This is a genomic window from Arthrobacter jinronghuae (assembly GCF_025244825.1).
Lineage (GTDB): Bacteria > Actinomycetota > Actinomycetes > Actinomycetales > Micrococcaceae > Arthrobacter_B > Arthrobacter_B jinronghuae.
In genome coordinates, this window is the sequence record NZ_CP104263.1 from 1 (window position 1) to 25,890 (window position 25,890).

Annotated in this window: 20 protein-coding genes and 2 tRNA genes; 15 read left to right on the top strand and 7 right to left on the bottom strand. The window is 63.7% G+C overall.

Annotation, left to right across the window (positions count from 1 at the left end):
- Positions 1–364 precede the first annotated feature (364 nt).
- From dnaA to N2K98_RS00055, 11 genes are all read left to right on the top strand, one after another.
- On the top strand, positions 365–1,786 hold the full coding sequence (gene dnaA, locus N2K98_RS00005; RefSeq protein WP_146359770.1) for a chromosomal replication initiator protein DnaA: 1,422 nt from the start codon (positions 365–367) through the stop codon (positions 1,784–1,786).
- Positions 1,787–2,386: 600 nt separating this feature from the next.
- Positions 2,387–3,511, top strand: a complete 1,125-nt coding sequence (gene dnaN / locus N2K98_RS00010; RefSeq protein ID WP_229951266.1) for a DNA polymerase III subunit beta — start codon at positions 2,387–2,389, stop codon at positions 3,509–3,511.
- A gap of 186 nt (positions 3,512–3,697) precedes the next feature.
- Complete coding sequence (gene recF, locus N2K98_RS00015; RefSeq protein WP_255796319.1) at positions 3,698–4,882, top strand: DNA replication/repair protein RecF; 1,185 nt, start codon at positions 3,698–3,700, stop codon at positions 4,880–4,882.
- A 64-nt stretch (positions 4,883–4,946) separates the two neighbouring features.
- Positions 4,947–5,405: a DUF721 domain-containing protein gene (locus N2K98_RS00020; RefSeq protein WP_255796744.1), complete on the top strand. Its 459-nt coding sequence runs from the start codon at positions 4,947–4,949 to the stop codon at positions 5,403–5,405.
- 265 nt (positions 5,406–5,670) lie between these two features.
- On the top strand, positions 5,671–7,728 hold the full coding sequence (gene gyrB, locus N2K98_RS00025; RefSeq protein WP_407079999.1) for a DNA topoisomerase (ATP-hydrolyzing) subunit B: 2,058 nt from the start codon (positions 5,671–5,673) through the stop codon (positions 7,726–7,728).
- Between the two features lie 69 nt (positions 7,729–7,797).
- Positions 7,798–10,455 carry a DNA gyrase subunit A gene (gene gyrA / locus N2K98_RS00030; protein ID WP_255796318.1) on the top strand — a complete coding sequence of 886 codons (2,658 nt, stop codon included), beginning with the start codon at positions 7,798–7,800 and terminating at the stop codon, positions 10,453–10,455.
- The gene (locus N2K98_RS00035; protein WP_229951273.1) at positions 10,452–10,961 is read left to right on the top strand and encodes a DUF3566 domain-containing protein; all 510 of its coding nucleotides are present in this window, start codon (positions 10,452–10,454) and stop codon (positions 10,959–10,961) included. Before gyrA ends, N2K98_RS00035 begins: the two co-directional genes overlap by 4 nt.
- Before the next feature lie 123 nt (positions 10,962–11,084).
- Positions 11,085–11,158, top strand: a tRNA-Ile gene (locus tag N2K98_RS00040).
- A gap of 45 nt (positions 11,159–11,203) precedes the next feature.
- Positions 11,204–11,323, top strand: a complete 120-nt coding sequence (locus N2K98_RS00045; protein ID WP_229951275.1) for a DLW-39 family protein — start codon at positions 11,204–11,206, stop codon at positions 11,321–11,323.
- Between the two features lie 65 nt (positions 11,324–11,388).
- Positions 11,389–11,461 (top strand) — tRNA-Ala (locus tag N2K98_RS00050).
- Between the two features lie 134 nt (positions 11,462–11,595).
- Entirely contained in the window at positions 11,596–12,519 is a 924-nt protein-coding gene (locus tag N2K98_RS00055; protein WP_255864477.1) for a DMT family transporter, read from the top strand.
- A 115-nt stretch (positions 12,520–12,634) separates the two neighbouring features.
- Here the strand turns inward: N2K98_RS00055 and N2K98_RS00060 are convergent, their stop codons facing one another.
- Positions 12,635–13,642 (bottom strand): hypothetical protein, encoded by a 1,008-nt coding sequence (locus N2K98_RS00060; protein WP_255864476.1) that lies wholly within the window; start codon positions 13,640–13,642, stop codon positions 12,635–12,637.
- Positions 13,643–13,794: 152 nt separating this feature from the next.
- Here N2K98_RS00060 and N2K98_RS00065 point away from each other — a divergent pair, with 152 nt between their 5' ends.
- The gene (locus N2K98_RS00065; RefSeq protein ID WP_229951279.1) at positions 13,795–14,337 is read left to right on the top strand and encodes a peptidylprolyl isomerase; all 543 of its coding nucleotides are present in this window, start codon (positions 13,795–13,797) and stop codon (positions 14,335–14,337) included.
- 66 nt (positions 14,338–14,403) lie between these two features.
- Positions 14,404–15,264 carry a rhomboid family intramembrane serine protease gene (locus N2K98_RS00070; protein ID WP_255796315.1) on the top strand — a complete coding sequence of 287 codons (861 nt, stop codon included), beginning with the start codon at positions 14,404–14,406 and terminating at the stop codon, positions 15,262–15,264.
- Positions 15,265–15,723: 459 nt separating this feature from the next.
- Here N2K98_RS00070 and N2K98_RS00075 read toward each other — a convergent pair whose 3' ends face one another.
- Positions 15,724–15,975, bottom strand: a complete 252-nt coding sequence (locus tag N2K98_RS00075) for a cell division protein CrgA (protein WP_255864475.1) — start codon at positions 15,973–15,975, stop codon at positions 15,724–15,726.
- A 228-nt stretch (positions 15,976–16,203) separates the two neighbouring features.
- Between N2K98_RS00075 and N2K98_RS00080 the strand changes: the two genes are divergently transcribed.
- Both N2K98_RS00080 and N2K98_RS00085 read left to right on the top strand, forming a co-directional pair.
- On the top strand, positions 16,204–16,974 hold the full coding sequence (locus N2K98_RS00080) for a class E sortase (RefSeq protein ID WP_255796742.1): 771 nt from the start codon (positions 16,204–16,206) through the stop codon (positions 16,972–16,974).
- Between the two features lie 176 nt (positions 16,975–17,150).
- Positions 17,151–17,825, top strand: coding sequence for an aminodeoxychorismate/anthranilate synthase component II (locus tag N2K98_RS00085; protein ID WP_255796313.1), 675 nt, complete (start codon positions 17,151–17,153; stop codon positions 17,823–17,825).
- Here N2K98_RS00085 and pknB read toward each other — a convergent pair.
- Genes pknB through N2K98_RS00110 form a run of 5 tightly spaced genes read right to left on the bottom strand, consistent with a single transcriptional unit; the run spans position 17,822 to position 25,876 of the window.
- Entirely contained in the window at positions 17,822–19,702 is a 1,881-nt protein-coding gene (gene pknB / locus N2K98_RS00090; protein WP_255796312.1) for a Stk1 family PASTA domain-containing Ser/Thr kinase, read from the bottom strand. The genes N2K98_RS00085 and pknB overlap by 4 nt on opposite strands.
- A 6-nt stretch (positions 19,703–19,708) precedes the next feature.
- Complete coding sequence (locus N2K98_RS00095) at positions 19,709–21,550, bottom strand: protein kinase domain-containing protein (protein WP_255864474.1); 1,842 nt, start codon at positions 21,548–21,550, stop codon at positions 19,709–19,711.
- Positions 21,547–22,986, bottom strand: a complete 1,440-nt coding sequence (locus tag N2K98_RS00100; RefSeq protein WP_255864473.1) for a peptidoglycan D,D-transpeptidase FtsI family protein — start codon at positions 22,984–22,986, stop codon at positions 21,547–21,549. Before N2K98_RS00100 ends, N2K98_RS00095 begins: the two co-directional genes overlap by 4 nt.
- Positions 22,983–24,401, bottom strand: a complete 1,419-nt coding sequence (locus N2K98_RS00105) for an FtsW/RodA/SpoVE family cell cycle protein (protein ID WP_255864472.1) — start codon at positions 24,399–24,401, stop codon at positions 22,983–22,985. The genes N2K98_RS00100 and N2K98_RS00105 overlap by 4 nt, the downstream gene beginning before the upstream one ends.
- Positions 24,401–25,876, bottom strand: a complete 1,476-nt coding sequence (locus N2K98_RS00110; protein ID WP_255796308.1) for a PP2C family protein-serine/threonine phosphatase — start codon at positions 25,874–25,876, stop codon at positions 24,401–24,403. Before N2K98_RS00110 ends, N2K98_RS00105 begins: the two co-directional genes overlap by 1 nt.
- Positions 25,877–25,890: the final 14 nt, after the last annotated feature.

The window sequence follows — 25,890 nt, forward strand, 5'->3', positions numbered from 1 at the left end:
AAGGACTACTCAACGTTAGGTGAGACGGGGGCGCCAGTCAAACCGGGCTCGGACCCCGGGTAATCCACAGCCTGCGCCGGGCTGTGGATACCCTGTGGATAGTCCGCACATCCGGTTGTGCACCCAGATTTTTCAACAGCTGTGGACAACTGCTGTGGGTATCCTGCGGCCAAGTGCCCTGTGAGGGAGCCAACAGGCCCTTGTACAGGCGGATTTCCAGCTACCACCACGGGAAATCATCCTCTAGGCTTGGCGACGGGTACTTTATCCACTATCTGTGCATAACTCTGTGGATGAAGTGCCGGGATCCCCACCGGGATCCCGAGTTTTCTTAGACAGCCGCAGGGCGTCATGAGAGGTTTTTGTGGGTACGGACGAAATCAACGATGTGGGCAGCTCTTGGCGCAAGGTCATTCGGACTCTGGAGACCGATGACAGGGTCACTCCCCGACAGCGTGGATTCGTGGTGCTTGCGCAGGCCCAGGGCCTGATCGGCACCACTCTTCTGGTTGCGGTACCCAACGAACTGACTCGTGAAGTGCTGCAGACGCAGCTGAAGAACATCCTCGACGAAGTACTTCGCGGCGTTTTCCAGGCCGATATCCAGTGTGCTTTCGTCATTGACTCCGACCTCACTCCCGTGGCCGAAGCCGAACCGGAACCCGAAGAACAGCCGGCGGCCCCCAGTCCCGTACCCTCCGGCGAAAGCGGCGCGCCTTCCCCGACGCCGCCGAGCACCAGCCAGGAATTCGGCCGCCTCAATCCGAAGTACGTCTTCGAGACCTTCGTTATCGGTTCGTCCAACAGGTTTGCCCATGCGGCCGCCGTAGCCGTTGCTGAAGCTCCGGCGAAGGCCTACAACCCCTTGTTCATCTACGGGGACTCCGGGTTGGGCAAAACCCATCTCCTTCATGCCATCGGCCACTATGCCCGGCACCTGTACACCGGGATCCGCGTCCGCTACGTGAACTCGGAGGAGTTCACGAACGACTTCATCAACTCCATCCGCTATGACGAAGGCGCCAGCTTCAAACAGCTGTACCGCAACGTGGACATCCTGCTGATCGATGACATTCAGTTCCTGGCCAACAAGGACGCCACCCAGGAGGAGTTCTTCCACACGTTCAACGCCCTGCACAACCACAACAAGCAGGTGGTCATCACCTCGGACCTGCCGCCCAAGCAGCTTTCCGGTTTCGAGGAACGGATGCGGTCGCGGTTTGAATGGGGCCTGTTGACGGATGTGCAGCCGCCGGAGCTCGAAACCCGCATCGCGATTCTGCGGAAGAAGGCAATCGGGGACAGCCTCAGCGCTCCGGACGACGTCCTGGAATACATCGCGTCCAAGATTTCGACCAACATCCGGGAACTTGAAGGTGCACTGATCCGCGTAACCGCCTTCGCCAGCCTGAACCGGCAGCAGGTGGATGTCGGTCTGGCCGAGATTGTTCTGAAGGACCTGATTACCGACGACGGCGCCCAGGAAATTACAGCCGCGTCAATCCTCGGGCAGACTGCCGCCTACTTCCAGATCAGCCTCGAAGAACTCTGCAGCAAGTCCCGGACCCGCACCCTGGTCACCGCCCGGCAGATCGCCATGTACCTGTGCCGGGAACTGACGGACATGTCCCTGCCCAAGATCGGCCAGGAACTGGGCGGGCGGGATCACACGACGGTGATCCACGCGGACCGCAAGATCCGCGAACTGATGGCCGAACGGCGGGCTATCTACAACCAGGTGACTGAACTGACCAACAGGATCAAGCAGCAGCAGCGCGAGGCCTGAACACCGGCAAAAAAGAGCCCCGCAGGGGCTCGAAATTAACATTTGTGGACAAGGGTGTGGATAACCCGGTGGACAACCCCTGGTTACCCACGCTTCCCTGTGGATACGCGGAACCCTTAAAAAGTTTCCAACAGCCCCGAGCACGGCCGCTGCAGCGAGTCCACAGGTTATCAACAGGCTTAAACGGCCGGGACGCCCCGGTGTGAGGGGTTATCCACAGTATCCACAGGAGTTATTAACACTACGGATCTTAAGAAATTGGGTTCCACCAAATAACAACTAAGTCCCGGACACCTCGAACCACCCGAGACATCCAATGAAAAACTCATAGACCAGACTGTCGGCCAGCACCTGACCGTCGCCTCTCCAGTCCCGCTCCGGTGCAGTTCACCACCGGACAGGGCTAAGCTGTCACAGAGTATGGTTGTCATTCGCGTGTAAACCCGTACGGTCCGGTAGTTGGAGCTGAATGCCCGTCTATCCGCTCCTACCCGGACACGTCGGCGGATGCTTCCCGCGTTCCACCACCACATAGCTCACACGAGTTCAAGACAAGATCAGTTGTACTGAGAAGTACGTTGCGAAAGGCGGCACCCTTCAGTGAAGTTTCGAGTTGAGCGGGATGTCCTGGCCGAGGCCGTCACGTGGACAGCACGTTCCCTGTCTCCGCGCCCGCCGGTTCCGGTCCTTTCGGGGCTGCTTATCAAGGCTGAAAACGGTTCCCTGAGCATCGCCAGCTTCGATTACGAAATTTCCGCACGTCTCCAGATTCCGGCCGACATCAGCGAAGAAGGCACCATCCTGGTTTCCGGCCGCCTGCTGGCCGAGATCTGCCGCAGCCTTCCTTCGGCTCCGGTGGAAGTCGAAACCGACGGTTCGAAGGTCACGCTGACCTGCCGCAACAGCCGGTTCAACCTCGCGACCATGCCTGAAGCCGAATATCCGGAACTGCCGGCCCTGCCCGAGGTGAGCGGCGTCGTCGACGGCGATGCTTTCGCACAGGCCGTGTCGCAGGTCATCATTGCCGCCAGCCGGGATGACACCCTGCCCATCCTCACGGGTGTGCGGATGGAAATCGAAGATGATCTCATCACTTTCCTGGCCACCGACCGGTACCGTCTGGCGCTGCGGGAACTGTCCTGGAAACCGGCTACTCCGGGGATTTCCACCAGTGCACTCGTCAAAGCCAAGACCCTCAACGAGGTGGCCAAGACTCTCGGCGGCGCAGGGGACCTCAACATCGCCCTGTCCGATGACAGCGAACTTATCGGCTTTGAAAGCGGCGGCCGGCGCACCACCTCGCTGCTGGTAGACGGCGATTACCCCAAGATCCGCTCTCTTTTCCCCGAAAACACGCCTATCCACGCCACGGTGGAAACCTCTGCGCTGGTGGAAGCCGTACGTCGAGTTTCCCTCGTAGCCGAACGGAATACACCGGTCCGCCTGGCCTTCACCGATGGCCAGCTCTCCCTTGATGCCGGTACCGGCGAAGACGCCCAGGCATCTGAAGCACTGGAAGCGGCATTGGTAGGCGACGACATCACGGTCGCCTTCAACCCGCACTACCTGAGCGAAGGCCTGAGCGCGTTCCCGAGCAAATATGTCCGCTTCTCCTTCACGACGCCGCCCAAGCCGGCAGTGATTTCCGCCCAGGAAGAGCTCACCGGCGATGACCAGGCCGACTACCGCTACCTGCTGATGCCGGTACGTCTGCCGAACCAGTAGTTCGCCGCCCGCAGGCCCGGCTTACCGGTCATCATCCCGGCGACCCGTGGACGATGGCGTCGAAAAAAGGCGTAACAATGTCGATGTAACACAATTTGACAAAGGCCTGTTGAGCAGTGGGCAGCCCGCTGGCAGGAAACGGCCGGCGGCCCGACAGGCCCGACGGACAGGAGAGGATCAGAACCCATGTACGTTGACCACCTCTCCCTGACGGGCTACCGCAGTTATCCGCAGCTGGACATCCGGCTCGGACCCGGGGTCACCGTATTCGTCGGACCCAACGGCACGGGCAAAACCAACATTGTCGAGGCAATCGGCTATCTGGCCACGCTGTCTTCCCACCGGGTGAGCACGGATGGCCCTTTGGTGAACTTCGATGCCGAACAGGCACTGATCAGGGCCCGCCTGGTGCGGGGCTCCCAGGCCACCGGCGTCGAGCTGGAACTGAACCCCGGCCGCGGCAACCGGGCCCGGATCAACCGCGCCAATCCGGTCCGTGCCCGGGATATCCTGGGCCTGTGCCGGACGGTGCTCTTCGCGCCCGAGGACCTGGCACTGGTCAAGGGCGATCCCGGTAGCCGCCGTCGTTTTTTGGATGAATTGATCGTTTCCCTGGTGCCCCGCCATGCGGCAACCCGCTCGGACTACGACCGCGTGCTGAAGCAGCGGAACGCCCTGCTGAAATCTGCACGGGCCGCCGGCCGTGTCACCTCCGCGCACGAGGCAACCCTGGACGTCTGGGACCAGCACATGGCCGTAGCCGGCGCCCAGCTGGTGGCCGCCCGGCTCGAGGCGCTCCAACGCCTGCAGCCTCACCTGCAGGCGGCCTACCGAGACCTCACCGACGGCTCGAAGGCTGCCCGGGCGGTCTATCGGTCCACCCTGCAGGGAACCGTCAACGACGACGGCGCGGTGGAAGGTTCCCAGGATCCGGACGAGTTGTATTCCTTGACCGTGCCGGAACTCACCGAGCGGTTCCTGCAGGCATTCGCCGCCAACCGCAGGCGCGAGCTTGAACGCGGAATCTCCCTGGTGGGCCCGCACCGGGACGAACTGGAGCTGATCCTCGGACAGGCGCCCGCCAAGGGGTACGCCTCCCACGGGGAAACCTGGTCCTTCGCCCTGTCCCTTCGCCTGGGGTCCTACTACCTGCTGACCAGCGACGATTCCACCCCCGGTTCCGGGCCGATCCTGATCCTGGACGACGTGTTTGCGGAGTTGGATGTGCAGCGCCGGCAGCGGCTCGCCGGAATTGTGGCTGGAGCCGAGCAGGTACTGGTGACTGCGGCTGTTGGCGACGACATCCCGGAATCACTGGCAGGACGGGTCATTAACGTGATCCCGGGAGGCGTCAGTGTGCCCGTCTCCTGAGCCCGTGCTCCCCGGTGAGGAGCCCGAAGGCCGGCCCGACGCCGCCCGTGAGCAGCTCAACCGCATGCGCCAGGCCGCACAGGCCCGCGGAAACCAGCGCACCCCCGCAACCCGGCGCAAGACCGGCCGCAGCCGGCAGGCCCCCTTTATCCCCGGCGAGTATGTCGGGCGGGACCCGCAGGGCCTGGGCAATGTCTTCACCCGCTTCGTGAATGAACGCGGCTGGAACTCTCCCGTCGCCGTCGGATCGGTGATTTCCCGCTGGGAAGAGCTGGTGGGAAGCGAAGTCAGCGCGCACTGCAAACCGGAGTCCTTTCAGGACACCACGGTGCAGGTTCGGTGCGACTCGACGGCCTGGGCCACCCAGCTCCGGCTCCTGCGGGACACCCTGATTGCACGATTCGACGCTGAACTCGGTTCCGGCGTCGTCACCAAGATCGAGGTCATCGGCCCGGCGGCGCCGAACTGGCGCAAGGGACTTCGCAGCGTCAAAGGGCGGGGGCCCCGGGATACCTACGGGTAGGCCGGACCGCTCGGCATCCCGGTCGCCTGTACGGAAGGGACTGAAATCCCGCCCGTACAGGAGGCGGTTAGGGGCCGGAGAACCCCCTGGCTGGTATCCGCCCCTATCCGGTGCGCTCCGATTCGCTTCAAAGCGTCATTAGTGGCCTGTCAGGGGGTGTTTTGGACAGGTTTGTCCCCCGTGGCGCGGTAGAATTGAGAGTGGAGATGCCTGTCCGCTGGGGAGGCTTCAATTCTGACGAACACAAGAGGAGTCGACAGCACCTGTGGCTAACGACAATGAGATGGACAACTCAGAGGTAACACCAGAGGACCACGCCGCGCCGGAAAAGGCCACCCCCGTGGAATACGGCGCGAATGAAATCACGGTTCTGGAAGGCCTTGAAGCGGTCCGCAAGCGCCCGGGCATGTACATCGGTTCCACCGGCCCCCGCGGTCTGCACCACCTGGTGTATGAAGTGGTGGATAACTCCGTGGATGAGGCGCTGGCAGGCTACTGCGACCACATTGAAGTGGTTCTGCAGTCCGACGGCGGCGTGCGCGTCACTGACAACGGCCGCGGCATTCCCGTGGATCTTCATCCCACCGAAGGCATCCCCACCGTCCAGGTTGTTATGACCATCCTGCACGCCGGCGGCAAGTTCGGCGGCGGCGGTTATGCAGTGTCCGGCGGCCTCCACGGCGTTGGTATCTCCGTGGTCAACGCGCTCTCAGAGCGGGTGGAAACTGAAGTACGCCGGCAGGGTTTTGTCTGGCGGCAGAGCTTCGCGAACGGCGGAAACCCCGTCGGCGAGCTGCGCCAGGGCGAAGAAACCAGCGAGACCGGCACCACCCAGACGTTCTACCCGGATCCGGCGATCTTCGAGACCACCGAGTTCGACTTCGAGACCCTGCGTGCCCGCTTCCAGCAGATGGCTTTCCTGAACAAGGGCCTGCGCATCCGGCTCACTGATGAGCGCACGCTGGAAGAGGAAACCGAGGAGATCGCCGAAACCACTGACGTGGACGCGGCTCCGAAGCACCGCACGGTGGACTACCTCTACGCGGATGGACTGCTCGACTACGTCAAGTACCTGAACTCCGCGAAGAAGGTCGAAGTTGTCCACGATGACGTGATCGCCTTTGAAACCGAGGACTCGGACAAGAAGATGGCCGTGGAAATGGCCATGCAGTGGACCACTGCGTACTCCGAGAGCGTCCACACCTATGCCAACACGATCAACACGCATGAGGGCGGAACGCACGAAGAGGGCTTCCGTGCCGCCATGACGTCCTTGATCAACAGGTACGCCCGCGAGAAGAACATCATCAAGGAAAAGGATGACAACCTCACCGGCGATGACATCCGTGAAGGGCTGACCGCCGTCATTTCGGTCAAGCTCGCCGAACCGCAGTTCGAAGGCCAGACCAAGACCAAGCTGGGCAACTCCGAGGTCAAGGGGTTTGTCCAGCGGGTGGTCACCGACCAGCTCGGTGACTGGCTTGAACGCAACCCGGGCCCGGCCCGCGACGTGATCCGCAAGTCCATCCAGGCCTCCCAGGCCCGCCTCGCGGCCCGCAAGGCCCGCGAATCCACGCGCCGTAAGGGACTGCTGGAATCCGGCGGCATGCCCGGCAAGCTGAAGGACTGCTCCTCCAAGGATCCGTCGAAGTCGGAAATCTACATTGTGGAGGGCGACTCCGCAGGCGGTTCGGCAGTCCGCGGACGCAACCCCGAAACCCAGGCCATCCTGCCGCTGCGCGGCAAGATCCTGAACGTGGAACGTGCCCGCTTGGACCGGGCCCTCAGCAACGCCGAAGTCCAGGCCATGATCACCGCGTTCGGTGCCGGAATCGGCGAGGACTTCGATGTGGAGAAGGCCCGGTACCACAAGATCGTGCTGATGGCCGATGCCGACGTCGACGGCCAGCACATCACCACCCTGCTGCTGACGCTGCTTTTCCGCTACATGCGTCCGTTGATCGAAAACGGCTACGTGTACCTGGCCCAGCCGCCGCTGTACCGCATCAAATGGTCCAACCACGCCCACGACTACGTCTACAGCGACCGTGAGCGGGACGAAGTCATCACCCGGGGCCTGGCCAACAACCAGCGCCTGCCGAAGGACAACGGCATCCAGCGCTACAAGGGCCTGGGCGAGATGGACTACACCGAACTCTGGGACACCACCATGGACCCCGACCACCGCACGCTGCTGCAGGTCACCATGGATGACGCAGCGGCCGTGGACCAGGTCTTCTCGGTGCTGATGGGCGAAGACGTCGAGTCCCGCCGCAGCTTCATCCAGCAGAACGCCAAGGACGTGCGCTTCCTGGACATCTAGCGGATTCAGTGCCGGCGACTGGCTGCCGGAGAGCATGGACTTTAGCGACTTAGAAACGGAAGCAGAACTATGAGTGATGAGACTCCCGAGGTAACCGGGGACGAGACTCCCCTGGCCGGGACCGCACTGACAGACCGGGTTGAGCAGATCGACCTGCAGACCGAGATGCAGCGCTCCTACCTTGACTACGCCATGGCGGTCATTGTGGGACGCGCCCTTCCCGACGTGCGGGACGGCCTGAAGCCCGTGCACCGCCGCGTGCTCTACGCGATGTTCGACGGCGGCTACCGTCCGGACCGCTCCTTCAACAAGTGCGCCCGCGTGGTCGGCGAGGTCATGGGCCAGTACCACCCGCACGGCGACTCGGCGATCTACGACGCCCTGGTCCGCCTGATCCAGGATTGGACCATGCGCTACCCGCTGGCCCTGGGACAGGGCAACTTCGGTTCCCCGGGCAACGACGGCGCTGCGGCGCCCCGTTACACGGAAACCAAGATGGCTCCGCTGGCCATGGAAATGGTCCGGGACATTGACGAGGAAACCGTTGATTTCCAGGACAACTACGACGGCCGCAACCAGGAACCGACCATCCTGCCGTCCCGGTTCCCGAACCTCCTGGTCAACGGCTCCTCCGGCATTGCCGTGGGCATGGCCACCAACATCCCGCCGCACAACCTGCGGGAAGTTGTTGACGGGGTCCAGTGGTACCTGCAGAACCCGGACGCGCCCAATGATGAGCTGCTTGAAGAACTGATCCGCCGGGTCAAGGGTCCGGACTTCCCCACCGGCGCGCAGATCCTGGGGCACAAGGGCATCGAGGATGCCTACCGCACCGGCCGCGGCTCCATCACCATGCGTGCCGTGGTCAACGTCGAGGAACTCCAGGGCCGCACCTGCCTGGTGGTCACCGAGCTGCCCTACCAGGCCAACCCGGACAACCTGGCCGTCAAGATCGCTGAGCTGGTCAAGGACGGCAAGATCACCGGTATCGCCGACATGCGCGACGAAACCTCCGGCCGCACCGGCCAGCGCCTTGTGATCGTGCTCAAGCGCGACGCCGTCGCCAAGGTGGTCCTGAACAACCTGTACAAGCACACCCAGCTGCAGGACAACTTCGGTGCCAACATGCTGGCCATTGTGGACGGCGTCCCCCGCACCCTGAGCCTGGATGCCTTCATCCGGCACTGGGTTACCCACCAGCTCGAAGTCATTGTGCGCCGCACCCGGTACCGGCTGCGCAAGGCCGAGGAAGCCGCCCACATCCTGCGCGGCCTGCTCAAGGCGCTGGACGCACTCGACGAGGTCATTGCCTTGATCCGCCGTTCCTCCACCGTCGAGGACGCCCGGAACGGCCTGATGGGCCTGCTGGAAATCGACGAGATCCAGTCCCAGGCGATCCTGGACATGCAGCTGCGCCGCCTGGCTGCCCTGGAACGCCAGAAAATCCAGGACCAGCATGCCAAGCTCGAAGCGGAAATCGCCGAGTACAACGTCATCCTGGCCTCCGACGAGCGCCAGCGGCAGATTGTCAGCGAGGAACTGCAGGAAATTGCCGACAAGTACGGCGATGACCGGCGCACGCACATCCTCATGGGCTACGACGGCGATATGAGCATGGAAGACCTCATTCCCGAAGAGGAAATGGTGGTCACCATCACCCGCGGCGGCTACGTCAAGCGCACCCGCAGCGACAACTACCGTCAGCAGGCCCGCGGCGGCAAGGGCATCAAGGGCGCCCAGCTGCGCGGGGACGACGTCGTCGAGCACTTCTTCGTCACCACCACGCACCACTGGCTGCTGTTCTTCACCAATCTGGGCCGGGTCTACCGGGCCAAGGCCTACGAACTGACAGAAGCAGGCCGGGATGCCAAGGGCCAGCACGTGGCCAACCTTCTGGCTTTCCAGCCCGACGAGCACATCGCCCAGGTCCTGGCACTGCCGGACTACGACGCCGCTCCGTACCTGGTGCTCGCCACCAAGCGCGGACTCGTGAAGAAGACCCGGCTGGCGGACTATGACACCAACCGTTCCGCCGGCGTCATCGCCATCAACCTGCGGGACGGCGACGAACTGGTCTCGGCCCAGCTGGTTTCCGAAACGGATGACCTGATGCTGGTTTCCCGCATGGGCCAGTCGCTGCGCTTCACCGCCACCGACGATGCCCTGCGCCCCATGGGAAGGGCCACGTCCGGCGTTACGGGCATGAAGTTCCGGGAAGACGACGAACTGTTGGCGGCCGACGTCGTTACCGAGGACTCGTTTGTCTTCACGGTGACCGAAGGCGGCTATGCCAAGCGCACGAGCTCGGACGAATACCGTGTCCAGGGCCGCGGCGGCCTCGGCATCAAGGTCGGCAAACTCGCCGAGGAACGCGGCCATCTGGTCGGCGCCATGGTGGTCCAGGAAGAGGACGAAGTACTGGTGGTTATGCAGGGCGGCAAGGTAGTCCGCTCTTCCGTCACCGGCGTGCCGTCCAAGGGGCGCGACACGATGGGAGTTATCTTCGCCAAGCCGGACAAGAATGACCGGATCATCGCCGTTGCCCGCAATTCCGAGCGCGACCTGGCTATTGAAGAGGACGCTGAACCATCGGACGGAACTTCCGCAGCGGCCCTGGCAGCCGCCGGGGCGGCACCTGTGGCGCCCACAGGCGATGAAGTACCGTTGTCTACAAATGAAACGGCTGCGCCCGATGCACAGTCAGCACAAGATGGAGGTAGCGAGTGAGCTCGACCAACCCAAGCCCTAGGTCGTCCTCGGGCGGCGGGCCGCGGGTGAAAACCCCCGCCCGCCCTGCCCAGCGTCCTGGAGGGGGTCAGAGCACCTCGGGTAACCGCCAGCCGCTGGTGAAGCCCGCCCCCAAGGCCAAGGCCCGCAAGGCCCGGCTGCTGGTCAGCAAGATCGATCCCTGGTCCGTCCTGAAGATGGCCTTCCTTCTGTCCGTGGCGCTCGGCGTCGTCACCGTGGTGGCTGCCATTGTGCTGTGGACCGTGCTGGACCTGACCGGCATCTTTGACCGCGTCAACACGCTGCTGGGCGAGATTGCCGGCAGCGAGTCCGGCGGCTTCGACCTCCGTGACTTTGCCTCGCTGGGACAGGTGGTTTCCTTTGCGACCATCATCGCCGTGGTGAACGTCCTGCTGCTGACGGCGCTGTCGATGCTCGCAGCCGTGTTGTACAACATCGCCTCCACCCTGGTGGGCGGCATTGGTGTCACACTGACAGACGACTAGTGTTTTCCGGTTCCGGAGGAGTTCAAACAGCGCTTCAAACAGCGCCTCCGGAACCGGAAAACCACTCGATTTGGCGCCGGGCCGAAGGTACGGTAAAGTCATATCTCGGCCCGAAGAGGTTCGGGGCGTATAGCTCAGGCGGTTAGAGCGCTTCGCTGATAACGAAGAGGTCCCAGGTTCAAGTCCTGGTACGCCCACGGAACACCTTGCAAGAGGTGGACCACAACGGCAAGGAGGATTCCGTGAAGAAGTTGCTGGCAGTAACGGCAGCTGCGGCTGCGGGAGTCTTTGCTTTCAAGAAGTGGCAGGAAACTGCTGCTGAGAAGACCGTTTGGAAGGAATCGACCGACAAGGTCGACTAAAACCAAACAGCTTTCTGGTCATAACCTGGGGCAACAGTAGGTTATACTGGATAAGTTCTCATTTCGGGGGCATGGCGCAATTGGTAGCGCACCTGCTTTGCAAGCAGGGGGTTCGGGGTTCGAGTCCCCGTGCCTCCACCGAATACAGAAGGTCCCCGCTCTTCGGAGCGGGGACCTTCTGCGTTTCACCCATTAGGGATGGCCGGCTCTTCGCAGGATCCCTGCCCCTGCCGCAGCGCCGGGGCCCCGCTGTCCTGCACTAGTGTTGGCCTGTGAATATTTTCCTCGCGGTGGTAGGAGTGCTGGGCGTCTCCGCTTCCGGTCCCATTATGGCCGCTACCGCGGCTCCGGCTTTGGCCATTGCTTTCTGGCGCAATGCCATCGGCGCGGTGCTGATGGGTACTCCGGCCGTGCTGGGTCGGCGTCGGGAGTTCAGGCAGCTCACTGCCCGGGACTACAAGTGGACCGCCATTGCCGCTGTCGCGTTGGCACTGCACTTCGCCTGCTTCATCACCTCGCTGCAATTGACGTCTGTTGCCGCCGCCACGGCATTGGTATGCCTGCAGGCCGGCTGGATCGCGTTGTTCAATGTCCTGCGGGGTATCCGGGTTCCGCCCGTGGTCCTGGCGGGACTCGCGGCCGCATTTGCAGGCGTGCTGGTGATTTCCGGGTTCGATCTGGGCCTGTCCCGGGAGGCGCTCATCGGTGATGTCCTCGCGGTGGCCGGAGGCGCCCTGGCGGGCGTGTACACGATTGCCGGCGGGAAGGCCCGGGAATCGATGTCTACGGGCATCTATACAACCCTCTGCTACGGTGCCTGCGCGCTGCTCCTCCTGGCCCTGTGTGCAGCCTTCCGGCAGCCTATTGTCGGCTTCCCGCCGGCGGCGTGGCTGGGGATCCTCGGAGTGACCGTGGTGGCGCAGATCCTGGGCCACACAGTGTTTAATCACCTGCTGGCCGTGATGAGTCCGCTGGTCGTGTCCATGATCATACTGCTGGAGATCCCGGGAGCGGCCATCCTGGCGGCCGTCTTCCTTGACGAGCAGCTTCCCGCCGGTACTTATGCGGGACTGGCACTAATCCTGGCCGGACTAACGGTTGTCGTTGCCGGCCAGGGCAGGCTCCGCAGACGGTCCGCGGCAACCGCTCAGCAGGTGCCTCCCGCCCCGCCGGCCCTTGGCGGGGACCAGCTGTAGGCAGGGGTTTCAAAGAGGCTGCCAAAGCAGAGAAGGAGGGCTCCGCCATAGGCGGAGCCCTCCTTCTTCAGTACTTGTCCGGGGCCGGCCCTAGCCGATGCCCGAACCGGTTCTGCTACTTGCCGGTGTTGTTCTCCGAATGGGCGCCGGAGGGCTTTGCAGCATCCTTGGCGTCGCCGGTGGTTTCCTTGGTGTGCTTGCCGGCCTCGGAGGCCTTCTCGCCGGACCGGGCAGCAGCGCGCTCGGCCGCTTCCTTGATGCTGGCAACGGTCTCCGCGGTATCAGACGGTGCGGGCGCAGCGGCGTCCGTGGTCTTCGCGGCAGGCTTGGCTGCCGGCGTCGGCTTGGGCACCTCGACAATGGGCGTGGTGGCCTCTGCCGGCTTGGCCGCAGCGGCCGAGGAAGCACCGGTGCTCGCAGGAGCCGTTGCCGGGGTGGTGGTTGCCGGCTTGGGCGCTGCGCCGGTGCCGGCGGCAGGCTTGGGAGCCGGTGTCTTCCACGGATCCTCGACCGGACGGGAAGCGCGCCAGGCGGCCACGCCGGCCGTTACTGCCGCTGCAATGATGCCGAAGACCAGCCAGCCCTTGCCGCCGCTCTTCTGGTTCTTGCGGGCTTCCTTGGCAGCCTGCGCGGCCGCCTTCTGTGCCCGCTTCAGTGCCTTCTTGTTTCCCGTAACCTTCGCAACGGCCGTCTGCACGGGTACGTTGGCAGCGGTCAGGCTGCGCGAAACGCTGTCTGCGGCAACCCCGATGCGCGTGGACAGGGCGGGAATGTAATCATCGACAACCCGGTCCTTGGCCGTGTTCAGTGCCGGGGTGGCACGGTCCAGGGTGTTCTGAATGCGCGGAGCGGCTTCATCCACTGCGTGGCTGATGCGCGGCCCAACCTTCTCGAGCCCGCCCTGGATGCGGGGCGTGACGGTGGCTACGCCCTGGGCGATTTCATCAGCAGCGCGCTTGATGCCGTCCTGGATCTTCGGAGATGCGGTCTCGATCCCCTTTTCAATCCGCGGAACGGCCCAGCCCTTGGCTGCGTCGACCTTGGGTGTTGCCCACTCGCGGGCAGTCACGATGCCTGCTGCAACATTGGCTTCGAGATCATGGGTGATGCGGTCCTTCTTCAAAACTACCTCCCGGGATAGTTGTCGTTTCAGCCTTAGCCTACGTGTTCCTGCGGGTCTCTGCTATCAAGGGCCCTGACAGGGCGCGGTTTTCACTGTGCGCTGAACACGGCAGATTCCGCCCACGCGTAGAAGCGCCGTGAAACAATGTCCTTATGACTGCTATTCCTACAGCAAAAGCAACCATCCACACTTCCATGGGTGACATCCGTGTCAACCTGTTCGGAAACCACGCCCCCAAGACGGTCAAGAACTTCGTGGGCCTGGCCACCGGCGAAATCGAGTGGACCGATCCGGCAACGGGTGAGAAGACCACCCGTCCGCTCTACGACGGAACGATCTTCCACCGCATCATCAAGGACTTCATGATCCAGGGCGGCGACCCCCTGGGCCGCGGCACCGGCGGACCGGGCTACCAGTTCGACGACGAGATCAACCCCGATCTCGACTTCTCCGCCCCGTACAAGCTGGCCATGGCCAACGCGGGTGTCCAGATGGGCCGGGGTACCAACGGCTCGCAGTTCTTCATCACCTCCGTGCCCACCACGTGGCTGCAGGGCAAGCACACCATCTTCGGTGAGGTTGCCGACGACGAGTCGCGTGCACTGGTGGACCAGCTCAACGCGGTTTCCACCGACGGACGCGACAAGCCGGCCGAAGACGTGGTTATCAACAGCATTACCGTCGAACAGCTCTAATCTGTTCGGAGGTGCCCCGGCCGGAGTCTCCGGCCGGGGCTTTTCGTCAATCCGGGAGTCCCAGCAATGTCATATGGTGTGCCGGCCGAGGTGCCGGCTTCTCAGGTGCCCGTGTGTCCCCGCCATCCGGACCGGGTCAGCTACATCCGCTGCCAGCGCTGCGGGCGCCCTGCCTGCCCCGAGTGCCAGCAGAACGCTGCAGTAGGCGTCCAGTGCGTGGACTGCTTCAACGAGCAGCGCAAGACGCAGCCGACATACCGGACTCCCTTCGGAGGGCGAGTTGCCCCGGATGGAAAACCGGTGGTGACCATCACCATCATGGCGGTGTGTGCCGTGGCCTACGTGCTGCAGCTGCTGCAGCCGGAATTCACGCGGACTTTCTTCTACGCACCTGTACTGACGGATTATCAGCCGTGGCGCCTGCTGACCGCAGCATTCCTGCATTCACAGGGCAGTCCCATCCACATTGCCTTTAACCTCTACGCCCTCTGGTTCCTGGGCCGCAGCCTGGAACCCTTGTTCGGCCGCGTCCGGTTCGCCCTGCTGTACCTGATCTCGGCCTTGGGCGGGTCTGTGGGCGTGATGTACCTGGCGGATCCCGCGGTTGCCGTGGTGGGCGCCTCCGGTGCCGTGTTCGGACTCTTCGGTGCCCTGTTCGTGGTGATCCGGCAGCGGCGGGGGGAGCTGCGTTCGCTGCTGATCCTGCTGGCAGTCAACCTCGTCCTTGGGTTCGTGGTCCCCGGGATCGCCTGGCAGGCCCATGTGGGCGGCCTGGTCACCGGTGCAGCCTGTGCCGCCGTTCTGGCGTACACGCCCCGTGGAAAGCGGCGCACGGCCATCCAGTTCGCCGGTCTGGCCGGGATAGTGCTGGTGCTTGTGGTGGCAGCTGTGCTCTGGCAGTCTCCGGTGCAGATTATCCCCGGGTAACCCGCGCAATATTGCCGTCTTTTTGTGTGCCCGCCGTCACTGACGGCGGGCACAGCCTTTTAACGTCGGGGAAGTCTCCCATGGATCTGCCCCTCAGGCCCTGCGTGCCGGGATGAAGGCGCAAGGGCGCTCCGGACATCCAAAAGTTATCCACAGGGATACCCACAGTGTTAATAACCTACATGCATGTAATTTCCGAGTCCTACGGCCGATCCACAGGGTTATCCATAGGCTGCGGGGAGTTACACACATGTAATTCCACAGGTGTGGATAACCTCCTTCCCTTTGTTTGCAAGGAAGTTGACGAAGTAACCCACAGAGTTTCCCACACCTGTGGATAACTCCGTGCACAACCTGTGAACAACGTGGAAAACCGGGGATAGCGGTCGTCCGGGCAAACAAAAAGGCTTCCCGGTGCCGAATACGGCACCGGGAAGCCTAGGGCACGAGGCCGGAGCGTCAGCGCCAGCGCGTCGTCATCAGGAAGCCCATAATCGCGAGGCCGAAGCCCACCAGGATGTTGCTGTCACCGAAAGCCGGTACCGGGTACTCCCCCTGGGTGATGTAGTACGTGATGATCCACAGCAGGCCGAGGATCATCAGGCCGAACATGACAGGCTTGTACCAAACGGGGTTTTCCTTGGGCACCGACGCAGTCTGTGTTGGGGCTGCGGGGCGGGAAGGCTTCTTGCGGGATTTGGACTCAGGCACGGATCCTCCTAGCGGAACCGGCTCTGCAGACGCCGGTGGTTGTGGTCATGGGCTGGGACAACCACGGTCCCGCCGGAGAAGTCTCCTTCAACGCGCAGACCTGTTAGGGTCATCCCTATTCTGATTATCCTAGCGAATTCCGGGGCCAAGCTGTCCCGGGTTCCCTAAGGCCGTGAAATACCGGTCCCCGCCAAAAGGAGAGCGTTGGCCGAGCCACCCGTCACCACCATGCAGCACCGACGCCGGCGTCGTGCTTCCACGCGCCGTCCAGGAGGAAAGGGGCGGATGCTGGTCCAGATAGCCGGAGAGCTCCTGATAACGCTCGGAGTTGTTCTGGCACTGTTTGTCGCCTGGCAGCTCTGGTGGACCAACATTGACTCCAACCGGGCCCAGCAGGAGGCCATTGACGGGTTGTTTGAGGACTTCGACCTCCCCGCAGCACCACCGGCTTCCTCGTCCCAGGACTACGGAGATCCGGTGGTGCTGGACCCTCTGAGTAAGGAAGGCGAGACATTCGCCGTCGTGTATGTTCCCCGGTTCGGGGCGGATTATGCCGCGCCCGTGACCAGCGGCGTCGGAACGGCCGTGCTGGATCGCCTGGGGCTGGGACACTATCCCGCTACCGCGATGCCCGGAGGCGTTGGCAACTTCGCCGTGGCCGGCCACCGGCAGACCCACGGCAAGGCCTTGGATCCTATCCACACCCTCGTGCCCGGAGACCACATCTACGTTCAGACCGCGGACGGTTACTACGACTACGTCTACCGCAATACCCAGATAGTGCTGCCCGACCGGGTCGATGTGATTGCCGCTGTCCCCACGGATCCGGCAGCTGTCCCGAGCGAACGCTTCCTGACCCTCACCAGCTGCAACCCGCGCTTCGGCTCCGAGGAACGCATTATTGCGTACGCCCTGCTGGACTCGTGGCAGCCTCTGTCCGCGGGCCCCCCGCCGGCAATTGCAGACGTCGTTGCCGCCAATGCCTCCGGAGGTCGCTAAAATGTACGGATGGTTGTTTCGGCACCTTCCCGGACCGCTGTGGTTCCGGATCCTGCTCTCCGCGGTGCTGATAGCCGCGGCCATCTTGGCCCTGATGGAGTATGTCTTCCCCTGGCTTGCCGAGAGCAGTCTTCTTCCTTCATTGACGGATTCAACGATTGGCGGTTCCTAGCACCATGAGCACCCGGATCCTGGTGGTCGACAACTATGACAGCTTTGTATATACGCTGGTGGGCTACCTGCAGGAACTCGGGGCGGAAACCACGGTGATCCGCAATGATGACCTGAGTGTCGAGTCGGCGATGGAGCTGGCTGCCCGCCACAACGGGGTGCTGGTTTCCCCCGGTCCGGGCACACCGGGTGAGGCGGGTGTGTCGGTAGACCTGATCCGCTGGTGCGGCGCTACCGCAACGCCGATGCTGGGCATCTGCCTGGGCCATCAGGCGCTGGCGGAAGCCTACGGCGGCACGGTGACGCACGCGCCTGAATTGATGCACGGGAAGACCTCGCTCGTGGAACACGGCGGTGAGGATGTTTTTGCGGGACTGGCCAGCCCGCTTACCGCTACCCGCTACCACTCGCTGGCGGCTGTCACCGATAGCATTCCCGCCGAGCTGCGGGTTACGGCGCGAACAGCCAGCGGAATCATCATGGGCCTGCGGCACGCGGCAGCACCGCTGTCCGGCGTGCAGTTCCACCCCGAGTCCGTCCTCACCGAGGGCGGCTACCAAATGCTGGGCAACTGGCTGGAGTCAGTCGGACTGGCAGGAGCGGCGGCCCACGCGGCCACGCTGAGCCCGCTCATCTCCAGCGCAGCGCAGGCCGGGCCGAAGACTCCCGCCCGCGCCTAGCGCCGTCCCGGAGCGAGGGCGGGCGTACTGGACGGCGAGGGCGTCGGAGCAGGCGTCGGTTCCGGAGCCGGGGCCTTGGCAACCGACAGGACCACGGTAGTGCGCGGGGCCACGTCCGTACCGGCGGGAACACTTTGCGCGATGACCGTGCCGGGTGCTGCATCGGATTCGACCTCCGTCCGTTTCGGAGTCAGAAGGAGTGTCGGATCCAGCAGTTTGGTTTGGGCCTCCTCCCAAGGCATCCCCTCGAGGTTCGGAACGGTTACCCGTCCGGTGGAGACCACGATGTCGACTTCGCTGTCTGCCGGCACGGTCTCGCCGATAGCGGGATCGGTGCCGAGGACGCGTCCCGACTCCATGGTGGAGCTGTTGCCCCCGATCGTGGCCCCGCCCCTGAGGCCGAGCCCGCGAAGTTCGTCGCGGGCGCCCGATTCCGTCATTCCCACCAGATCCTGCGGGATGGTCATGCTGGAAGGTCCCTTGGAGATGTAGAGCGTGATGCTCTCGTCCTTGACTACCTCTGCGCCGCCCGCCGGAGTGGTGCGGATGGCCAGGTCCTCGGCCACGCTGTCGCTGTATTCCTCGCTGATCCTGGGTGGCTGGAAGCCGGCGCTGATAATGGCGTTCATGGCATCGGTCTGGGATTTGCCCTCGACCTGGGGTACGGCTGCGGTAGCAGGAGCGGGGGGTTCGGCATTGACCATGTTCCATCCGACAAATCCGCCGACGGCGAGCACCAGGACCACCAGAATACTGAAGACGGTGATCCAGGCCCGCCGGCGGGCCTTTTGCTGGGGGTCACGGTCGCCTGTGGATCCGATGTCGAGGGCGGGGCGGTCTTCCGTCCGGGGATGATCATCGTCCGCAAGGAGCGAGCCGCCGGCAAGCACTTTGGCCATGGCCCGGGTGCGGGGTTCGTCCTCGGGCACCATGGCAACCGTGGCTGGTTCCGGCGGCCTTGGCACGGAGATCGCCTGTGTTGCAGCGGTGACGGGTCCGCCGTCGCGCGCCGAAAGCAGGGCTTCCCGGAATTCCCGCGCAGTCTGATAACGGTGGTCGCGGTCCTTGGCCAGTCCGCGTTTCAAGACGTCATCCAGGGCGGCTGGAACTTCGGGGTTCAGGCTGCTGGCCGTGACGGGCTGTTCCCGGACGTGCTGATAGGCCACGGAGACGGGGCTTTCACCGATGAACGGAGGCCTGCCCGTAAGCAGCTCGAACAGCAGGCATGCGGTGGAGTAAAGGTCACTGCGGGCATCCACGGTTTCGCCGCGGGCCTGCTCGGGGGATAGATACTGGGCGGTACCGACTACGGCCTGGGTCTGCGTCATGGTTGCGGCTGAATCCGCCATGGCACGGGCAATGCCGAAATCCATAACCTTGACTCCGCCGTCGGCGGTCACCATAACGTTGGCCGGCTTGATGTCCCGGTGGACGATTCCCGAGCGGTGGCTGTAATCAAGGGCAGCGAGGACCCCGAGGGAATAGTCAATCGACTTCTCGATGGTGAGCTCGTCTGCCTTAAGCAGGTCACGCAGGGTCCGCCCCGGAACGTATTCCATCACGATGTAGGGCAGCCGCACGTCGTCCCGCGGCGAGGCGGACTCCTGGTCTCCGGTGTCATATACGGACACGACGGAGGGGTGGTTTAGCCCCGCCACTGCCCGTGCCTCGCGCCGGAAGCGGGACTGGAACAGCGGATCACGGGCCAAATCCGGACGCAGCACCTTGATGGCCACGGTCCGGCCCAGTCGAATATCCCGGCCAAGGTAGACGTCGGCCATTCCGCCGCGTCCGATCAGTTCACCCACCTCGTAGCGCCCGTTCAGGACGTTATCGGTATTGAGGGTGGGCTGCCCTCGAAGGAATTCTGCGCTCATGGTCTCTTAGCTGCTGCCTGTAGGGCCGGTCATGCTGGCGCCGCCGGTCTGATCCAGACCCGTACCGGTACCGGTCTGATTCAGACCCGTACCGGTACCGGTTTCGGCACCCTCGTTCCCAGCGTCAGGAGCGGAAGAAGTCGAGGCGGTCGGGGCGGGGGCCGGAGCCGGGGTTGAAGGGGCTGCTTCTGCAATGTAGTAGGTGACGGAAGAACCCCGTGCCACGGAGGTGCCTTCGGAGGGATTGACCCCCACGACAGTTCCCGGCGCGGCGTCGGACTGCTGGGTGCCGCCGTTGACCGGCACCAGGCCGGCATCGACGATGCGCTGGCGGGCCGCAGCCTCCTGCTGTCCTGCCAGGGCAGGGACGGAAACCATTTCCGGGCCCGAGGAGTAAAGAATTGTCACGGCGTCCCCGCGGCTCAGCGTTCCCGAGGGGTTGACCTCAATGACGGAACCCTCCGGGACGTTCGCGTCCGAAACGGGAAGCCGTTCCACCTGAAGGCCCAGGGCGATGAGTTCGCCGTAGACCTCGTCAACGGGCCGGCCCTCGTACGTGGCCGAGTCGATGCGGATGTCGTCGGGGGTTGCGGACGGCGTGGCAGTCGCCGTGGTCTTGGAGGGCGAGGGGCTGCGGGACGGGCTGGCGGCTGACGAACTCGCGGCGGGGGCCGGGTCCTCGTCTCCCTCGGAGCCGGTGAGTACGAAGAACGCCACGACGCCGGCCAGAATGAGCACGAGCAAGGCGATCAGCGGAATCGTCCAGGGGCTGCGGCGCTTTTCCTCTTCGACGTCCCCCGGGTCGCCGTCGTCGTAATCGACATCGTCTTCGTCGGTCCACTCACGGGACGCGGCAAGCTCACCCGTGCGGGCATCGGCCACGGAGGCACCGGCGACCGTGGGCAAGGCCGACGTCGACGGTGCGGTGTCCACCACGCGGGTGGCAGTGGTGGGCACCGGGGCCGTGACAGCGCCGGCGGAGGATCCGAAGAGCAGCATGCCGGGGACGGCTTCCTGCGCTGCGTGGATGTCTCCGCGGCGGATGGCGCTCACAGCAAGGGCCAACGACTCGGCGTCGGCCGGACGGTCCGCCGGGTCCTTCGCCAGCATGGACATGATCAGGGCACGCACCGGCTCCGGAATGGTTTCCGGCAGCGGCGGAGGCGTGTCATTGACCTGTGCCAGGGCAATCGCGATTTGGGATTCGCCCGAGAAGGGACGGCGGCCGGCAAGCAGTTCGTAGCCAATGACACCAAGCGCGTAGATGTCGCTGGAACCCGTCGCCTGCTGTCCGGTTGCCTGTTCCGGAGCCAGATACTGGGCAGTGCCCATGACCTGCCCGGTGGCAGTCAGCGGCACCTGGTCGGCCAGGCGGGCGATCCCGAAGTCGGTGATCTTGACCTTGCCGTCGGGCATGATGAGCAGGTTGCCGGGCTTCACGTCCCGGTGTACCAGGCCCTGGTTGTGGGCCACGGCCAGCGCGGTGGCGACCTGGCCGATGATGGACAGTGTCCGGTCCGGAGAGAGCACCTTGTCGCGCTCAATGATGGTGGACAGCGGCTGGCCGGGAACGAGTTCCATGACCAGGTACGCCGAACCGTCCTCTTCGCCGTAGTCAAAGACATTGGCGATGCCGGGATGGTTGAGCAGCGCGGTGTGCCGGGCCTCCGCCCGGAATCGGTTAAGGAAGCCCGGGTCCCCGGTGTACTCCTCCTTGAGGATCTTGATGGCAACAATGCGGCCCAGGACCAGGTCCCGTGCCTTCCAGACCTCGCCCATACCGCCAATGGCAATACGGTCGGTCAGCTGGAATCTGCCGCCTAAGGTGATACCCGATGTAGGCCTCACTTATTCAACACCGCCTCTAGGAGTTTCTGCGCGCTTGGAGTGGTCAATTGGGCACCGGTGGTCAGATCCACGTCTTCCATGACAACGGAAATGGCAACCTGCGGATCGTCTGCCGGAGCGAACCCGGTGAACCAGGCATTGTCTCCCCGGCCTTCAACCTGGGCCGTACCGGTCTTGCCGGCCACCTTTATGCCCGGAATCCGGGCGGCAGTGGCGCTGCCGTTGTCTACGACGCCGACCATCCACTCGGTGAGCTGGCGTGCCGTATCGGGGCTGACGGATGTGTTCAGTTCCGTTGGCTTCGGTTCGTCTATTACGGACAGATCAGGAGCGCGGACGCTGCGGATTAGGTTCGGAGTCATCTGCACACCGTCATTGGCGATGGCTGCAGAGATCATGGCGACTTCCAGCGGGGTGGCGGTCACACTGCCCTGGCCGATGGAGGCCAGGGCCAGTTGGGCCTCGTCCTCGTTTTCGGGGAAGTGGCTGGCGACGACGTCCGTGGGAATCTTCAGTGAGGTATCAAAACCGAACTTCTCGGCCTGTGCCGCAATATTGTCCTGGCCGAGGTCCAGCGCCACCTGGGCGAAGACCGTGTTGCAGGAATGGGCCAGGGCAAAGGCAAAATCCGCCTCGGCGCGGGCCGAGCAGGCTCCGGTGACGAAGTTCGGGAGGGAAATGTTGGTTCCGGGCAGCGGCAGCGAGGGCGGGTTCGGGATCACGGAGTCGGCGTCGTACTTCCCCGATTCCAGGGCAGCCGCAGTATCCACCAGCTTGAAGACGGAGCCGGGAGCCAGCAGGGACTGCGTGGCCGGATTGGTATACGGAGACAGTCCCGGCTGGGAAGTGAGGGCGTCCATGTTGGTGCTGAGCAGCCCGGTGTCGTGGGCGGCCAGGAGGTTGGTGTCATAGGAAGGCTTGGAGACCATGGCGAGGATATCGCCCGTCTTGGGGTCCATCATCACGATTGACCCGCGCTGGCCGTCGGGAATGAGGTCATAGGCCAACTGCTGGAGTTCCGGATCGATGGTCAGTTCCACCGAGGCACCCTGGCTCTGCGCGCCGGAGAAAACCTGGACCAGCTTGTCGTAGAACTGCTGGGAGCTGTTGCCGGACAACTCGTCATTCATTGCCATTTCCAGCTGGGTGGTGCCGTTCAGATTGAAGAAGCCGGTCAGGTGCGAATACAGCTCGGGGCTGTTGTAGACCCGCTGGTAATTGAACTGGTCGTCGGACGGAACGGACTCGGCGACAGCCTTGCCATCCACGAGGATGGAGCCGCGGGGCTCCCCGAAATCCCGGTAGATGGCCCGGTTGTTATTCGGGTTGGTGTTGAGTTTCTCGGCGGCGAAGAACTGCACATACGTCAGCGAACCGAGAATGAGCACGAACATTGCCAGGGCCACTACCCAGCTGTTACGGATGGCCTGGTTCATTCGTCTCCTTCCTTAGGGGAACGCCGGGTACGGGCGGAAGTGCCGGACCGGGATTCTGCCATGGCGGGAACCATGTCGGTGGACAGGGGACCGGTAGGCGCGGGCCTGCGGGCAGCATCGGAAATCATGAGCAGGAGCGCCACAATGATCCAGTTGGCCAGCAAGGAGGAGCCGCCGGCAGACATGAACGGGGTGGTCAGCCCGGTCAGCGGGATCAGGCGCGTAACGCCTCCGATCACCACGAAGCACTGCAGGGCAATGATGAAGGACAAACCGCAGGCCAGGAGCTTTCCGAAACCGTCCTTGGTACCCAGGGCGGCACGGAATCCGCGGGATACCAGCAGGACGAACATCAGCACGATCGCGAAGATGCCGATCAGGCCCAGTTCCTCACCGAGGGCGGCAATAATCATATCGCTGTTCGCGAAGGTCACCAGATCAGGGCGGCCCTGTCCCAAACCGGTGCCGACAAGCCCGCCGCTGGCCAGGCCGAAGAGCCCTTGCACTACCTGGTAGCTGCCGCCGGCTCCGTTGTAGACCTCCGGGTCAAAGGCATTGAGCCAGCCGTTGATGCGCGCCTGCAGGTGGCTGAACAATTGGAGGGCGACGAATCCGCCCGCTGCGAGCAGGCCCACACCGATCACTACCCAGCTGACGCGGCTGGTGGCGACGTAGATCATGGCCATGAACAGGCCGAAGAAGAGGATGGACGAGCCAAGGTCCCGCTGGAAGACCAGCACGCCGATGCTGACAAGCCAGGCAACGAGCATGGGGCCCATGTCCCGCATACGCGGGAACTGCAGCGGCCCGACCTTGCGCCCCGCGAGCAGGATGAGGTCCCGGTTGGTGGATAGATACCCGGCAAAGAATATGGCCAGGGTGATCTTGGCGATTTCACCGGGCTGGAAGGTGCCGATGCCGACATTGATCCAGATCCGGGCCCCGTTGATCTCGCGGCCGATAGGAGCGGGCATCAGCGGAAGGAGCAAGAGAATCGCGCTGACTATCAAGGAGATGTAGGTGTAGCGGCGCAGGATCCGGTGGTCCTTGATGATGAACAGCACCGCGATCCCTGCCGCCACGGCTACCGTGCTCCACAACAGTTGGCGGTCCGCTGCGTCGTCGCCGTTGGTGATATCCAGGCGGTGGATCATGGCCAACCCGATGCCGTTAAGGGCAGTGACAATCGGAAGTATTACCGGATCAGCATATTTAGCCCGGAAGCGCAGCACCAGGTGGAAGATGATTACCAGTGCCATGAGGGTCCCGCCCTGGACCCAGAAGTCGGAGTCGAAGGCGCGGTCTTCGTCGAGGCCAACGATCATGTTGGCTCCAACGCCGACCAGAAGCGCGACGAGGAGGAGGAGGGCTTCAGTGTTCCGGCGCGGTTTAGGCACGGTGAGGACGTCCGACATTACTGCTCACCTCCGCAGGCGCTGTTCTGTTTGGCTTCGGGCGCGGCAGTAGCACCTGGTGTAGGTGCATCGGTTGGGGAACCCGTGTCTACCGGCGGGCACAGGACCGCCTTGGCAGTGTCCCGCAACTCGGTGACTATCTCTTCGGCGTGCTCAAGGTCCCGGGCGGGAAGGGTGTCCTCCACCCGGTTGCGGTGATACTCGGAGAGGCTGTCCACCGGAATATCGGATACGTCGGTGACATGTGAGAGCTGGATGGGGCCGACAGTCTGGGAAACACCGTTGTAGATGGCGACCCGGTTGTCATAGGAGCCCACGTAGTAGCGGGTCTGTGTCCAGGTGTAGCCGAGCCATACGACGACGGCGAGCAGCAGCGCAACCACGGTCAGGAACGCGGGCAGCAGCCAGCGCTTCCAACCGGAACGAGGCGAATCCCCGGCGGGCTGCTCTGCATCCTGCTCGGACTCTGCCTTGTGGGTAAGCATGCGAGCAGCGCGCCGCTCGGCGGAACGCTTCGTGACGATCGGAATTTCACCGGTCTCGGTGGCAAGGGACGCCGCGCCAACCAGTACGTGCGGTCGGGAGGCCAGATCCTGGCGGATCAGGTGGGCGCGTTCGCGCTCACTCTCGGCGTCATCGGCGTCGTCCCGGGCAACGGTGTTCTCCGTGCGCGATCCCGGCTCATCCTCGGTCACGGGCGGGGCCGCAGCTACAGCGGCAGTGGGGCGGTACCCGTTGTCCCTGGAGGAAACTTCGGAGAGCGGAGCGGTGGCCGGGGCAGAGCCGGCGTCGGGGTCCTCATCGATTTCAATGACAGCAACTGTCACGTTGTCCGGAGAACCGCCGGCCAGTGTGAGCTCAACCAGGGTGTCTACGCACTCCTGCAGGTCCGAGGTGCTGCGGAGAACACCCTCGATGTCGGAGTCCCGCAGGACGGCGGTCAGCCCGTCCGAACACAGCAACCAGCGTTCGCCGGGCTCGACATCGAAAGTGGCCAGGTCCAGCTCGGGGCTGGCATCAACATCGCCAAGCACGCGCATGAGGACGTTTTTATGCGGGTGCACTTCGGCTTCTTCGGGCTGCAGGCGCCCTTCATCGATCAGCCGCTGCACGAAGGTGTGGTCGATGCTGATCTGTTCGAACCGGCCGTCTTTGAGCCGGTAGGCCCGGGAGTCGCCGATATGCGCCAGTGCCAGACGCTGCTCGTGCAGCAGCAGTGCAGTGACTGTGGTTCCCATGCCGGAGAGCTGGGGGCTGGTGGTGACCAACTCGGACAGCAGCGAATTCGCCGCTTGGATTTCGTCGGCAAGGACGGTCAGGGGTTCGTCCTCGTGGACACTGCTGTCCAAATGGACCAGATCGAGCACGGTGGAGGCGGAGGCGACGTTGCCGCCGGCGTGGCCGCCCATGCCGTCGGCAACGACGGCGAGGTAGCGGCCGACGTAGGCGGAATCGTCATTCTTGAAACGAACCATTCCAACATCGGACC

Bases quoted from the DNA above. Each gene is read 5' to 3' on its own strand.
- recF (WP_255796319.1), top strand. From the start codon at position 3,698: ATGTACGTTGACCACCTCTCCCTGACGGGCTACCGCAGTTATCCGCAG.
- N2K98_RS00020 (WP_255796744.1), top strand. From the start codon at position 4,947: ATGCGCCAGGCCGCACAGGCCCGCGGAAACCAGCGCACCCCCGCAACC.
- gyrA (WP_255796318.1), top strand. From the start codon at position 7,798: ATGAGTGATGAGACTCCCGAGGTAACCGGGGACGAGACTCCCCTGGCC.
- N2K98_RS00065 (WP_229951279.1), top strand. From the start codon at position 13,795: ATGACTGCTATTCCTACAGCAAAAGCAACCATCCACACTTCCATGGGT.
- N2K98_RS00070 (WP_255796315.1), top strand. From the start codon at position 14,404: ATGTCATATGGTGTGCCGGCCGAGGTGCCGGCTTCTCAGGTGCCCGTG.
- N2K98_RS00080 (WP_255796742.1), top strand. From the start codon at position 16,204: ATGCAGCACCGACGCCGGCGTCGTGCTTCCACGCGCCGTCCAGGAGGA.
- N2K98_RS00085 (WP_255796313.1), top strand. From the start codon at position 17,151: ATGAGCACCCGGATCCTGGTGGTCGACAACTATGACAGCTTTGTATAT.
- pknB (WP_255796312.1), bottom strand. From the start codon at position 19,702: ATGAGCGCAGAATTCCTTCGAGGGCAGCCCACCCTCAATACCGATAAC.
- N2K98_RS00100 (WP_255864473.1), bottom strand. From the start codon at position 22,986: ATGAACCAGGCCATCCGTAACAGCTGGGTAGTGGCCCTGGCAATGTTC.
- N2K98_RS00105 (WP_255864472.1), bottom strand. From the start codon at position 24,401: ATGTCGGACGTCCTCACCGTGCCTAAACCGCGCCGGAACACTGAAGCC.
- N2K98_RS00110 (WP_255796308.1), bottom strand. From the start codon at position 25,876: ATGGTTCGTTTCAAGAATGACGATTCCGCCTACGTCGGCCGCTACCTC.